At 42.1% G+C, this 13,656-nt stretch carries 13 protein-coding genes; 10 read left to right on the top strand and 3 right to left on the bottom strand.

All coding sequences use genetic code 11. From position 1 onward, the window contains the following. Positions 1-24 precede the first annotated feature (24 nt). The 7 genes from ABDD94_RS09170 (at position 25) to ABDD94_RS09140 (ending at position 8,256) form a co-directional block, all read left to right on the top strand. The gene (locus tag ABDD94_RS09170) at positions 25-1,347 is read left to right on the top strand and encodes an inositol-3-phosphate synthase (protein ID WP_345955613.1); all 1,323 of its coding nucleotides are present in this window, start codon (positions 25-27) and stop codon (positions 1,345-1,347) included. A 570-nt stretch (positions 1,348-1,917) separates the two neighbouring features. Beyond that, positions 1,918-4,440, top strand: coding sequence for a DUF5686 family protein (locus ABDD94_RS09165; protein WP_345955612.1), 2,523 nt, complete (start codon positions 1,918-1,920; stop codon positions 4,438-4,440). 27 nt (positions 4,441-4,467) lie between these two features. After that, positions 4,468-5,184, top strand: a complete 717-nt coding sequence (locus tag ABDD94_RS09160; RefSeq protein ID WP_345947927.1) for a CDP-alcohol phosphatidyltransferase family protein — start codon at positions 4,468-4,470, stop codon at positions 5,182-5,184. A gap of 9 nt (positions 5,185-5,193) precedes the next feature. Further along, the gene (locus ABDD94_RS09155) at positions 5,194-5,775 is read left to right on the top strand and encodes a DUF4833 domain-containing protein (RefSeq protein ID WP_345955611.1); all 582 of its coding nucleotides are present in this window, start codon (positions 5,194-5,196) and stop codon (positions 5,773-5,775) included. 6 nt (positions 5,776-5,781) lie between these two features. Beyond that, complete coding sequence (locus ABDD94_RS09150) at positions 5,782-6,402, top strand: sterol desaturase family protein (protein WP_345947929.1); 621 nt, start codon at positions 5,782-5,784, stop codon at positions 6,400-6,402. A 1-nt stretch (position 6,403) separates the two neighbouring features. Then, positions 6,404-7,342 carry a phosphatase PAP2 family protein gene (locus tag ABDD94_RS09145; RefSeq protein ID WP_345955610.1) on the top strand — a complete coding sequence of 313 codons (939 nt, stop codon included), beginning with the start codon at positions 6,404-6,406 and terminating at the stop codon, positions 7,340-7,342. Positions 7,343-7,449: 107 nt separating this feature from the next. Further along, positions 7,450-8,256, top strand: coding sequence for a hypothetical protein (locus tag ABDD94_RS09140; RefSeq protein ID WP_345955609.1), 807 nt, complete (start codon positions 7,450-7,452; stop codon positions 8,254-8,256). A 119-nt stretch (positions 8,257-8,375) separates the two neighbouring features. On the opposite strand, the gene ABDD94_RS09135 is transcribed toward ABDD94_RS09140, so the two are convergent. Then, positions 8,376-9,572: a metallophosphoesterase gene (locus ABDD94_RS09135; protein WP_345955608.1), complete on the bottom strand. Its 1,197-nt coding sequence runs from the start codon at positions 9,570-9,572 to the stop codon at positions 8,376-8,378. A 231-nt stretch (positions 9,573-9,803) separates the two neighbouring features. Between ABDD94_RS09135 and ABDD94_RS09130 the strand changes: the two genes are divergently transcribed. Further along, on the top strand, positions 9,804-10,448 hold the full coding sequence (locus tag ABDD94_RS09130) for an HAD family hydrolase (protein WP_345955607.1): 645 nt from the start codon (positions 9,804-9,806) through the stop codon (positions 10,446-10,448). A gap of 1 nt (position 10,449) precedes the next feature. Here the strand turns inward: ABDD94_RS09130 and ABDD94_RS09125 are convergent, their stop codons facing one another. Beyond that, positions 10,450-10,680 carry a hypothetical protein gene (locus ABDD94_RS09125; RefSeq protein WP_345955606.1) on the bottom strand — a complete coding sequence of 77 codons (231 nt, stop codon included), beginning with the start codon at positions 10,678-10,680 and terminating at the stop codon, positions 10,450-10,452. A gap of 201 nt (positions 10,681-10,881) precedes the next feature. On the opposite strand from ABDD94_RS09125, the gene ABDD94_RS09120 reads away from it, so the two are divergent. Beyond that, entirely contained in the window at positions 10,882-11,355 is a 474-nt protein-coding gene (locus tag ABDD94_RS09120; RefSeq protein WP_345947935.1) for a hypothetical protein, read from the top strand. Between the two features lie 13 nt (positions 11,356-11,368). Here the strand turns inward: ABDD94_RS09120 and ABDD94_RS09115 are convergent, their stop codons facing one another. Beyond that, on the bottom strand, positions 11,369-11,848 hold the full coding sequence (locus ABDD94_RS09115; RefSeq protein ID WP_345955605.1) for a DUF4385 domain-containing protein: 480 nt from the start codon (positions 11,846-11,848) through the stop codon (positions 11,369-11,371). Positions 11,849-12,276: 428 nt separating this feature from the next. Here ABDD94_RS09115 and mnmE point away from each other — a divergent pair, with 428 nt between their 5' ends. Next, positions 12,277-13,656, top strand: a complete 1,380-nt coding sequence (gene mnmE, locus ABDD94_RS09110; RefSeq protein ID WP_345955604.1) for a tRNA uridine-5-carboxymethylaminomethyl(34) synthesis GTPase MnmE — start codon at positions 12,277-12,279, stop codon at positions 13,654-13,656.

The following is a 13,656-nucleotide window of genomic DNA, read 5'->3' as shown; positions in this document are numbered from 1 at the left end:
ATATAAAGTAGAAAAATAAGAAAAATGGAAAACAACGTTAAACCTGCTAATGGCAAGCTTGGCATACTGATTCCGGGTTTGGGTGCGGTTGCTACCACCCTAATTGCCGGTGTTGAGGCAGTAAACAAAGGTTTGTCTAAGCCAATTGGTGCCCTTACACAAATGGGCAATATCCGCCTGGGCAAAAGAACAGAAAACCGCTACCCAAAGATTAAAGAATTTGTGCCCCTGGCTAACTTAACTGATATCGTTTTTGGTGGATGGGATGTATATTCAGATAACGTATATGAAGCAGCCGTTACCGCTGAGGTATTAGAGCCAGGTTTATTAAACTCTGTTAAAGCTGAGCTGGAGGCTATTGTGCCAATGAAAGCTGCGTTTGATAAAAACTACGCCAAAAACCTCGACGGTACTCACGTAAAAACCGGTACTCGTTTAGAAATGGCTAACGAGTTGATTGAAGACATTAAAAACTTTCAGGAGAAAAACGGTTTAGACCGCGTGGTAGTTTTATGGTGTGGTTCAACCGAAGTTTACTTTGAAGAATCTGAAGTTCACCAAAGCATTGTTGCGTTTGAGCAAGGTTTGGCTAACGATGACAAGCTTATTGCACCAAGTATGCTTTACGCTTATGCAGCTTTAAAATTAGGCGTTCCGTTTGTAAACGGCGCTCCTAACTTAACAGTTGATATCCCGGCACTGGTTGAATTGGCCAAATACACTGAAACTCCAATTGCTGGTAAAGATTTCAAAACTGGCCAGACTTTGATGAAAACCATCGTTGCCCCAGGTTTAGCTGCGCGTGCTTTAGGCGTTAACGGTTGGTTCTCTACCAATATTTTAGGTAACCGCGATGGCTATGTATTGGATGATCCGGATAACTTTAAAACAAAAGAAGTTTCTAAACTGAGCGTATTAGAAGAAATTTTCAAGCCAGAAGCCAATCCGGATCTGTACGGTGATATGTACCACAAAGTACGTATCAACTACTACCCTCCTCACGGTGATAGCAAAGAGAGCTGGGACAACATTGACATTTTTGGTTGGTTAGGTTATAAGATGCAAATCAAAATCAACTTCCTTTGCCGCGATTCAATTTTAGCTGCACCGGTTGCTTTAGATTTGGCCTTGTTTTCTGATTTAGCTAAGCGTGCCGGCATGAGTGGTATTCAAGAATGGTTATCATTCTACTTAAAATCGCCACAAACTGCACCTGGATTAGCACCTGAGCACGACATCTTTAAGCAATTAACCAAACTGCAAAACACCCTGCGCCACATGATGGGCGAAGATCTGATCACCCACCTGGGTTTAGATTATTACCAGGAAGTAGTTGATGCAATGTAATTTTAGATTATTCATCTATTTAAAACGCCTTACAGTCTCTGTAAGGCGTTTTTTGTTTTACCGGCATTTGAGTAGTATACTGTACCGGCAGCTTACCAAACGATAATTTCATGCAGGTCTCTTTTCAGCTCAGACTTTTAGCACAAACCTTACATAGCAACATTTTTTGTTATCTACTTGTAACGAAACGACCATAACAACGTCTATGATGGTACCTTAACACATTATTATGACAACACTCGCCCTTGCCGAACTAACAGCAACCTCGTCTCTTGTAAATCACGTAGCCTATAATTGCTTGTAACAGAGTTTTGTAAAAATTAATCAATTGATTAATTTATCTTACTTACTCTCAGCAATTTGCTTATTTTTGTACATTAAAGCAGCTATATATAAGTAATATCGGTTCACAAACATATTACTTTACCATACCTTAAATAATTAATTATTGCAACCAAGCCGGTAATAATACTCAACCGACATCAGTTGCTGAAAGAGGAATGTTGTTGCTTTGAGCCCTATTAGTATATAATGCACCTTAACAATTACACAAGATCTTTCCTACTTTTCATGTTGATGATTTGCAGTAACCTTATTGCATTTTGTCAGAGTACTACTATAGTTACCGGTACAGTTACCGATGCCGGCAGCAGGCGGCCATTATCATATGTAACAGTTGGTTTTGCTGGTACTACTATTGGCACCACCACCGACGAAAAAGGACAATTCAGGTTAGCTACTACAAACCCGGCCTACACACAAATAAAGGCTACTTTTATTGGTTATGTAACAACCACTTTTACTGTTGTGCCTGGTAAAGAACAATCGCTTAATATACGCCTGCAGCCTGATAACAAGCAGCTAAGCGAGGTGGTTATACAATCATCTAAAAAGAAAAAATACACTAACCGTGATAATCCGGCTGTTGAATTGATTAGAAAAGTTATAGCCAATAAAGACAAGAACCGTCCTGAGAGCTATAACTATCTGGAATACAAGGGTTACGAGCGGTTAAACTTTTCGTTTATTAACGTATCTCCGGCTTTTAGCGACAAAAAGCTTTTTAAAAAGTATAAGTTTTTACTCGACAACCGCGATACTACCACTGTACCCGGCAAAAACCTGTTACCCATTTATTTGAACGAGCGCGTTTACCAATACTACTACAGCAAAAACCCCGAGCGTAAAAAAACTAAGGTTATTGGCGAAAAAGGCGTAAACTTTGGCAGCTTCATAGACAGCGAGGGTATTGGCGTTTATTTTAAGCACCTTTACCAGGACGTAGATATTTATGCTAACAGCACAGTGCTGGTGACCAACGAGTTTTTAAGCCCTATATCAGACAACGCCCCGGGTAACTACAAATTTTTTATTACCGATACCGTGGTAGTTGATAATACCAAGTTGGTACAACTAAGCTTTACGCCGCGTAACACTAACGATGTATTGTATGAGGGCAGTATTTTTATAACACTTGATGGCAATTATGCAGTGCAAAAAGCCAACCTCACCATTAACCGCCGCATTAACTTAAACTGGGTTAAGGAGATGCACATTAATCTTGATTTTGCCAAGAATGCACAAGGTAAGTATGTGCTAAGCAAAAGCAATACTATGGCCGATTTTGGTCTGTCGAAAACAAAAGACCGCGGTTTGTTTGGCCAGCGTTATGTGAGTTACCAAAACTATGCTTTTAACATTGCTCGTCCGGATACAACTTATGAAGGCCGCAATGAAATTACTTCGGATGAAGTGAAGCACCGCAGCGACGATTTTTGGGCTCAAAACCGTCAGGATACATTATCTAAAGCCCAAGCACAGGTATACACTAACATTGACAGCCTGGGCCGCATGCAATCATTTAAGCGCATTGTGGATATAGCACAGCTGTTTGTATTTGGTTATAAAGGCGTAGGACCGTTTGATATTGGCCCGGCCAACGCGTTCTACAGTTTTAATCCGGTTGAGGGTTTCAGGCTACGCCTTGGCGGTCGTACTAATATCGATTTTAGTAAGCGTGTATTGCTGGAAACTTATGCTGCCTATGGCTTTAAAGATCAAAAATGGAAATACTTTCTGAGCGGGATATGGTCGTTCAATAAAAATTCTGTTTATCGCTTTCCGCAAAATTATATACGTGCCAGCTTTCAGCGCGATACCCGCATACCCGGCCAAGAGCTGATGTTTTTACGTGAGGACAATTTTCTGTTGTCATTTAAACGCGGAAATAACGACAAATACATTTACAACGACGATTATCGCATTGATTACGTCAAAGAGTTTTCGAACCATTTTTCGTTTAGTTTAGGCTTACGCAAACTCACGCAAACGCCGGCTGGTTCGCTTTACTTTATAACCCGCAACAATAATAGTCCCAATCAGGTACAAAACTTAACTACATCGCAGGCAAGCTTACAGTTGCGTTACGCTCCTCACGAGGAATTTTACCAGGGTAAGATTTATCGCAAAGCCTTTATTAACCGATACCCTATTATCACGCTCGATTATAAAGCTGGATTTAAAAACGTACTGGGCGGAGAGTATAATTATCAAGATGTATCGCTCAATATCTACAAACACTTTTATTTAAAAAAGCTTGGCGATGCCGACGTTTGGCTTGAGGGTGGTAATACTTTTGGTACCGTACCCTACCCTTTGCTCAATATACACCGTGCCAACCAAACCTTTGCTTACGATCCCATCTCTTACAACCTGATGAACTTTTTAGAGTTTGTGAGCGATCACTATGCAAGCATTAATATCGATCAGCATTTTCATGGGTTGTTGTTCAATCGTATTCCGCTATTCAGGAAATTGAAGTGGCGTGAAGTGGCTTCATTCAAATCGTTATGGGGCGGTGTACGCAATGAGAACGACCCTTCTCTGCACCCGTCATTGTATGAGTTTCCGAAGGAAGCCAACGGTGCGCCCATCACCTACTCGTTAGGTAGCAAACCGTATGTTGAGGGAAGTGTGGGCATCGAAAATATCTTTAAGGTACTTAGGATCGATGCAGTTAAGCGTTTCAATTACCTTGATCACCCGAACATTGCCGACTGGGGCATTCGGGCGCGTGTACAATTCATTTTTTAATTATTTTTGCGCAAATTATTATTTAACATGGCTCAGGAAACATCGTTGCGTACCAATTTGCAACTTGGCATCTATCGTATCATCGACCCTTTTGTAAAGGTGCTCATTAAGATAGGTCTTACGCCCAATATTGTTACGCTTATCGGTTTCATACTTAACGTGGGCGTAGCCGCTATCTTTATATTCGGTGCCGAGGAAGGCACCCGCGACGACCTATCTGAAGTGGGTTGGGCCGGTGCATTGATCCTGTTTGCCGGCTTGTTTGATATGCTCGATGGGCAAGTAGCCCGTCTGGGTAACATGAAATCGGTTTTCGGCGCTCTGTTCGATTCTGTGCTTGACCGCTATAGCGAGTTGATCATGTTTTTGGGTATATGTTATTACCTGGTTGCTAACCACTACTTTTTAAGTTCGATCTTTGCCTTTATAGCTTTGATTGGCTCTATGATGGTGAGCTACGTACGTGCACGTGCCGAAGGCTTAGGCATTGAATGCAAAGGCGGCCTCATGCAGCGCCCAGAACGTGTGGTAACCATAGGCGTATGTGCAATGGCTTGCGGCATTAGCTCACAGTATCTTGGCGGAGAATATAAATTATTCGTACCTGGCATTAAATATCATGTGTTCGAAACCATGTCTATCTTTACCATACCTATCACCATTTTGGCGGTACTAACCAATATAACAGCTTTCAACAGGCTCAGGGATGCTAAAAAAGCTCTGGAAGCCAAAAACGAGGCATAATCTTTTTACATGAAGTTTCTATTTTCAATCAGCTGCATTTTATTGCTGATCACTGGTGCTAATAAGATAGCGTCAGCCAAGTCTGCCCCGGCCGATACGGTTAAAAACCTTTACAAATTACCCGGCAACCCATTCCCTGCCTTACCTGCAAACGTAGGCCGCTTGTTTTATGTACAGCGCAACCCGAACCCCAATACCATAGTTTACGAGCTGAAACTGGACAGCGATGGCCAGCCCGATGCAGATGAACCGGTGCATCCTTACTGGATACGTTATAATGAGAAGGGGCAAAAAGAAGACTTGGGCTACATACAACGCAAGTTTGCCTACGGTGTTACCTCAAAATCATTAGGTAATGGTAAATGGGATGTCAGATTTGTATCATACAAGAAGTTTCCGCTCACTTTAATGAAGGCTGCCGACGGAAAATATCATATCTTCGCAACAATTTCACAAAAGCAACTTATAGTTAACCGAATTTTTGTTAAAATTGAAGGAGGATCGTTTTGGGTTCCCAACGTGCGGTTTGTGGAGTTTAAAGGAACGGATCCTGCAACTGGTAAAGAAGTTACTGAACGTTTCAAACCCTGATTAGTGATGAAAAGAAATTACGTTTCCAACTCAAGTGAGTCTGTAAGGATGTTTAAAAGCGACTTATTAGAAGCTTTATCCAAAGTTCATTATACCGTTCCACTGTATGTATATGTGCCGGTAATTAGCTATTTGTGTTATTTAGCTTTTACTAAAAGCACGGTTACTACAGCAGGTTTCTTTGGCTTACTTTTGGCCGGCCTGGCATTTTGGACCTTTGCCGAGTACGTGCTTCACCGCTTTGTGTTCCATTTTGTGCCTAAAGCACCCTGGGCTCTGCGTATACACTTTATATTTCATGGTGTACACCACGATTATCCCAGCGATGCCAAACGCTTGGTAATGCCACCATCTGCCAGTATCCCAATGGCCTTAGGCCTATTTTTTCTATTCAACTGGATGTTGCCGCCTACCTATATCTATTCCTTTTTCCCGGGCTTTTTGATAGGTTATTTAATTTACGATATTTCCCACTACGCGATACACCACTTTAACTTTAAGGGTGGCATGTGGAAACGCATTAAACAACACCATATGCTGCACCATTACCAGGACCCATCGAAAGGGTATGGTGTAAGCTCGCCCATTTGGGATAAAGTTTTCCGGTCAGACTTTGCTAAAAAATAAAATGAGCTTTGCCCTTACCAGAGGCGCAACAGTTTCATCTAAACGCATATTAACTGTTGTACTTTTATCTATTGCCTATTTAGTGTGCTCTTACCTGCTGGTAGGTTTTAAAACCGATCAGCTGGTTTTAATAGGGATATTTTTTACGTTATACTTTTCATCGGGCGTTACACGCAAATTTGTATTAGGCTTTTCCATTTTCATTGTATACTGGATAATTTTTGATTATATGAAGGCCTTTCCCAATTATAAGTACAGCGATGTACATATATCGGGCCTTTACAACCTCGAGAAAAACATATTTGGTATAAATGAGACCGGTAATGTTATTACCCCTAACGAGTATTGGCGTATACACGGTATAACTTTTTTAGATATACTTACCGGTTTGTTTTACCTGTGCTGGATACCGGTACCCCTTGGTTTTGCGGCTTATCTTTTCTTTACACGCCGCCGCCAGTTCTTATATTTCTCCCTAACATTTGTATTGGTTAACTTGCTTGGATTTGTAGTATACTACACCTACCCTGCCGCACCACCCTGGTACATTCAATACCACGGCCTGCAGTTCGTGCAAACTACTCCCGGCAATACGGCCGGCCTTTCTAAGTTTGATGCTTACTTTAACATCAACCTGTTTAAGTCTATTTACGCCAAGGGCTCAAACGTGTTTGCGGCTATGCCCTCCCTGCACTCCAGTTATCCGCTTATTGTAGTTTATTACGGCATTAAGAACCGGCTGGGTTGGGCTAACCTGTTTTTTATTACAGTAACAGCAGGTATTTGGTTTTCAGCTGTTTATACCAGCCACCATTATGTACTGGATGTATTAGCCGGCATAGCTACCGCAGCTGTTGGCATAGCGTTGTTCAGGCTCATTGTAGCTAAGTCAAAAACTATAAGCGGCTGGCTCGATAGGTATGAAGCCATCATACAATAGGTTTTCCACATTTATTAGTTATTCACATTTTTAGCGTTTAATATAATAATTTGTAAATAGGCATGCTATTTGTATTACATTCATTACAAATACATATGTGCTTGTTTATGAAAAAATTAGTTTTACTATATATATACCTGGGGATGTTTGGAGCGGCTGCATTTGCTACTCCTTTAGATAGCTTAAAACAGCAATTGCAATTAGCTACAGATGATACGCAGAAAGCCAGTATTTACACACAAATGGCTAACTGCTACTTACAAGCAAAGAGCCCTGCCAACGCCTACAGCAAACGCATTAATCAGGAAAACGCTATTAATTACACCATGCTTGCCATGAAGGTGTATTACAAGCATGATGACACAACCGGCCTGGTTACCAGCTATAGCAACCTATCAAAAGCTTACCGTAACCAGCGTAAGTTTGCGCAAGCCAAATGGTTTATTTTACAAGCCAACACGCTTTCGCGCAAACAGAATTCGGCCCCGGCTATAGTGAGCAGTTTAGTTGATCTGGCTGCCATTAAAATAGATATTAAGGATTATAACCTGGCTAAAAGAGACTTACGCGAAGCGCATAAACTTGCACTGCGTAACAAATTAACAGCACAAGATTCAAGTGTTAAAGAGAGCTACAGCCGCTTGTACACTTACATCCGCGTTCCGGCCAGCGAGAACGTTTTTCAAGGACTGGATGCAACAATAAGGAAAGAAGAGATAGTTTGGGCCGAAAACCAGAAGAAACTGGCCATTGCTGCTTTAAAAGCCAAAAAGCTGCAAAGCAAGAAAAAAGTATATGCAGTTGTTAGCAAGAAAAGAAGCGGCGACGTAATTAAATCGGCCGTTCCTTCCATTGCCTGGGAAACGCCATCAAGTACTCTATCAAACGATACTGTGAAAACAGTTTCATTATAAGGTAATTAACATATACAAAAAAGCACGACCTCTACAAGTCGTGCTTTTTTTGTATTAACAGAATGCGGCGGGAGGTCCTTAGGCAATTGCCGACAGGCATGGTGGCTGGAATTGGTCTTTTATGCTTTCCGCTTTAATTCAATTACCGTAATCTCCGGCCAAATGCCCAGGCGACCGGAGAATGCCAGAAAGCCGAAACCACGGTTTACATATAGGTAACGTTTATTCTGCTCCAATATGCCGGCCCAGTTAAGGTAGCGGTACTTTACCGGGCTCCAGCGCAGGCTATCAGTCTCGATACCAAACTGGGCACCATGTGTATGGCCCGATAAAGTTAGATGAATTTGGGTTGGGTGGTACCGGACAATCTCTTCCCAGTGCGTAGGGTCATGTGAGAGCAATACTTTAAACGCAGCAGGATCTACGCCTTGTAAGGCTTTATCTAAACTTCCCATCTGTATAAATCCCCGCCCCCAGTTTTGAACACCAATGAGCGTAATTTTTTGCCCGTCTTTCTCCAGCTCCAGGTTTTCATCCAGCAGCAATCTGTAACCTAAAGCTTTGTGGTGCTCTTTTAATTTTCGCAAATTGTCTGCTTTTTCCTGTGCACTGCCCCACTCTACATAATCGCCATAGTCATGATTACCTAAGATAGAGTATTGCCCATAAGGAGCCTTTAACTGGCCAAACTGGCTTATGTAAGGTTCAATCTCACTGGCTACATTATTTACCAAATCGCCGGTAAATACAAACAGGTCCGACTTTTGGGCATTGGCCAGATCAATACCCCGCTGTACAGCTGCAGCGCTATCAAAGCTGCCCGAGTGTATGTCAGATAGCTGGGTGATGGTGAACCCGTCAAACGCTTGGGGCAAATCATTAAAATACAACGTTTGCTTATGTACCCGGTAATCGTACTTGCCCTTAAACATTGCATACAAAAAAGAGCTGAACGGTACAGCAGCCAGCAATACGGCGGCCTCGCTTACAAATTTGCGCCGCGAGGGTATATAGCTACCTTGTTCAGGCGTTTTACGGATTACGTTAACGAGGCCGGCTATCAAACGATAGGCATCGCCCAATACCAGCACCAGGATAAACACAATTTTGCTTACCAAAAAGCCCAGGAAAAGGCTAAGCACCCATTGATGGTAAGGTTTCATGCCGGGCGGCTTGCTGGCACTGCTCAAACTAAGCAAAAACAGTACTACTATACCTAAACTAATTACCCAATAGATCCACAAAATAACGCGCCGGGTAGTTTTACTATTACCTAAAAGTAAGGTGCGCAAGCCCTGATGAACATATAAGTCCATCAAAATACTGATGACTATGAATATTAAAAACAGCTGAAAAAAACCACCGTGACGCATAATTTAACTTAAATGTTGCAAGATGCCCAATATTGGGATGATTACTAACAGGTTAATGTAATTATTTGTTGCTGGCCATACCGCTAAAATTAGCACTTAGTTACGTTAACTTTTACGAATTAAAAACAAAGCCCTTTTATATAATCCCTTACTTTTGCCGCTTACTAATTTTATATGAATACCCAACTAAAGAACCACTTTGACAGCATTATATTTGACCTTGACGGAACCCTGTGGGATTCGACCGCTAACGTGGCCGCTGCCTGGCAACAAGCCAAGGAAGAACTTGATTTTGTAAAAGATGATGTTACTCAGGATATTGTACGCTCAATTGCCGGGATGGCTTATGATGCGATTTTTGAGAAGCTGGCGCCTTACCTTACCGAAGAACGCCGCAATGAGTTTAAGGCGCTAAGTGCGAAGTACGAGCTAGACACATTAAACGCCAAAGGCGGAGATTTATACCCCGACCTGATACCTACGCTGGAATACCTACATAACAAATACCAGTTGTTTGTGGTGAGCAACTGCCAGTGCGGTTACATTGAAACTTTCCTGACGTTAAATAATTTGGAGAGGCTGTTTAAAGGACACCAGTGTTATGGCACCAAAGGCCAGCCCAAGTTTCAGAATATTATAGATGTTGTACAAGATTTTGAGCTGAAAAACCCGGTATACGTTGGCGATACACAAGGCGATTATGACAGTGCTGTTAAAGCAGGCGTACCCATTATATTTGCGGCATATGGATTTGGTGATGTACAAGGCGACCCGGTAGCTACAGTTGCACAATTCAGCGAATTGAAAGAATTGCTATAACTCAACGCCGAACGCCAGTATCAGTACGCGTACTATCTGTTAAATTGCCGCTGCCAATCATATTTTCGGGGTCGGTGGTGGCCTCAGCATTCGGATTTTGCAAGGTATTGGCCTTTTGCAACTTATCCTGGTGCTGCTTTTTTGATGGTGATTGACAGGCCGTTATAAGCAAGCTAACAAAAATCATTGCAAGGAAGCAGCTTTTGGATAGCAATATAAATTGTTTGTTCATAAGTGCTTGTTTAGCAACATGTATAGTGCCACGCTGCGTTGTGCTTTGTAAAGGTTTTGATATACATCGTTTCCGGCAACCGGAAGGATGCATAAAATAACAGCAGTATTGTACACAGCCGTTAACCGTACAAGTCCGGAAACTAATTTTCAGGAGTGTTACATATTATTGAAGCCATACGTATTGATTAAAAAACTTGTTATGAGAAAGTATACGCTGCATGTGTTGGTTTTAATAAGCATCCTTTGTTTTGCCTGTAAAAAAGACAGCAATAACAGTGCGAACGAATTGGTTGGGCAGTGGCTACTGCCAGCAACCAGTAACAACTTTGCGCCGCACACCAGTTCGGAGTTGAAATTTGATAATAATGGCATTCTGACCATGTCAAGCAAACGTTTTGATGCAACAACCGGCCAAATTTTAGGCTTCACCTCAAAGTTTGTTGCTAACTACAGGATAAAAAATGGCGAATTAGTTGAAATTTATAACGTAAAACGTTATTCACCGGCCGATAATACACCATACGCCGATGAAAAAAACCTTATTTTACATACTGATAGTCCCGATCAAAGTTTCACTTATAAATTGAACGAAAAAAGGACAACATTAACCTGGACAGTAGTGTGCCCAATTAACGCATGCTGCATAGGTGCTCAAATCTATATCAAGAAATAATACTGCTCTCCATTTATTTGTAGGTGGTTTCGTACTGCTGACGATGCTGTAAGGCCATCTGCTGGTAATCGCTGTCATTCTTAGCTTTTTGCCAGTACTCATAAAATATGCGTGCTGATGCAGCTTTAATTTCATCAACTACCTGTGGTAACTGATTGCGTCCATGTGAGCCACTTTGCCCCTTTTTATCTGCTGGCACCGGTCCGTCATACTTTTTGCCACTCTTGTGATTGGCATAACGGCGCGACCGGGTATAACCCATCTGCAAAAATTTGCGAGCCATATCCATTCCTACAAAATCATGCTGGCTCTTGTATTCCAAAAATAGTTTATAAATGGTTTCGGCTGATGTTTGAGCGATGGCTGGCGATTTAAACCGCCAGTGAGGAAGTATTTCATTTTTATAAGGTTGTATCAATAACACCCCCTGCTCACCCTTACCGATACGGTAAAACTCGGGCTGCTGCCTGAAATCAATCTTATCGAAACTCAATGTATAATTAAACGGCGCCTTCGGCATTTGTGGTCTGGGTCTTGGGTTTGTTGTCTATGGCCTTTTACTTTAGAGAATTTCATTAAAGCACTTTATGTTTTGTCTATTCAAACATTTGTGGTGTTATTATCTCTTCTATAGTATATTTTAACCCAGGTGTTCAATGATCTCTTCCGGAACTCGATGAAACATCCCTTAAAAGCTTAATGCATTATTGGTAAAAGATTATCTATGTTCACCTCATTGACACAACCTTGTCACTAAACTTGTTTAATATTGAAAATCAGTATATTTCAGCATAAGCGTAAATCAGACGGAACACTTGTATAACCTATGCTCTGATGCCTTTAGCTCCCCTTGGCCTAGCCATTATTTTTTACCCGTATTCAACACAAGTCAGCTTGTAAAACTGCATTTTTGTAACCTGCATGAATCAATTTACACAGGATACCATTGTAGCACTGGCTACACCCAACGGAACAGGCGCCATTGGTGTGATCCGTCTGTCCGGACCGGATGCCTTAACCATTGCCAATAGCGTTTTCAAAGGCAAAGACTTAACTAAACAGGCCTCACATACCCTGCACTTCGGCACCATTGTGGATAATGGCCTGGTGTTGGATGAAGTATTAATGTCGCTGTTTATTGCCCCCCGCTCCTACACCCGCGAGAACGTGGTTGAGATTTCATGCCACGGTTCTAACTATATTATCCAGTCTATTATCAAACTGCTTATTAAGCAAGGCGCGCGCTCCGCCAAACCGGGCGAATTTACGCTCCGTGCTTTCCTGAACGGCCAGTTTGACCTCTCGCAAGCCGAAGCCGTGGCCGACCTCATTGCCTCCGACTCTAAAGCTTCGCAGCAGGTTGCTTTACAGCAATTGCGAGGCGGTTACAGTACCGAACTGCAATCGCTACGCGAACAACTGGTGCATTTTGCCTCGATGATAGAGCTGGAGCTTGATTTTTCGGAAGAGGATGTGGAATTTGCGAACCGTGCGCAGCTTAAGCAACTTATACATGATCTTACCCGCATTATTGGCAAACTTATCCAATCGTTTGAATTAGGTAATGCGGTAAAGCAAGGCATTAACACTGTAATTGCTGGCAGGCCCAATGCCGGAAAATCAACCCTGCTTAATGCCTTGCTTAACGAGGATCGTGCCATTGTAAGCCATATAGCCGGTACCACCCGCGATACTATCGAAGAAACGCTCAACATCAACGGCATTAATTTTAGATTGATTGATACGGCCGGTATACGTGAGGCCACCGATGCTATTGAGCAAATTGGCGTACAGAAAACGATGGAAAAGATAAGCCAGTCGGCCCTGCTATTGTACGTATTTGATGTGGAAGACCTTACTCCTGCCGAATTGCAGCAAGATCTTGCCAGCTTGTACAAATCCGGCCTGCCAGCTATAGCCGTAGCGAATAAGATAGATGCTTCACAACCTGAGCTTGATACATACCAATTGGCTTTACCGGAGGGCACTACCTTGGCCGCCATATCTGCAAAGGAAAAGCTGCATATTGATGAGCTAAAACAGCTCATATACAATACCACCATACAAGGAAAGTTGAATGGTAACGAAACGCTGGTTACCAATATACGCCATTTGGAAGCGCTTCAAAAAACCGAGCAGGCGCTCATTAAAACCCTACAAGGTATTGACATGCAAGTTACATCTGATTTCCTGGCTATGGACATTAAACAAGCCCTCCACTATCTCGGCGAAATTACAGGCGCAGTTACCACCGATGATTTGCTGGATAACATATTTTCTAAATTTTGTATCGGAAAGTAA

Source organism: Mucilaginibacter sp. PAMB04168, assembly GCF_039634365.2.
Classification (GTDB): Bacteria; Bacteroidota; Bacteroidia; order Sphingobacteriales; family Sphingobacteriaceae; genus Mucilaginibacter.
This window is presented reverse-complemented; position numbering and strand designations above follow the sequence as displayed.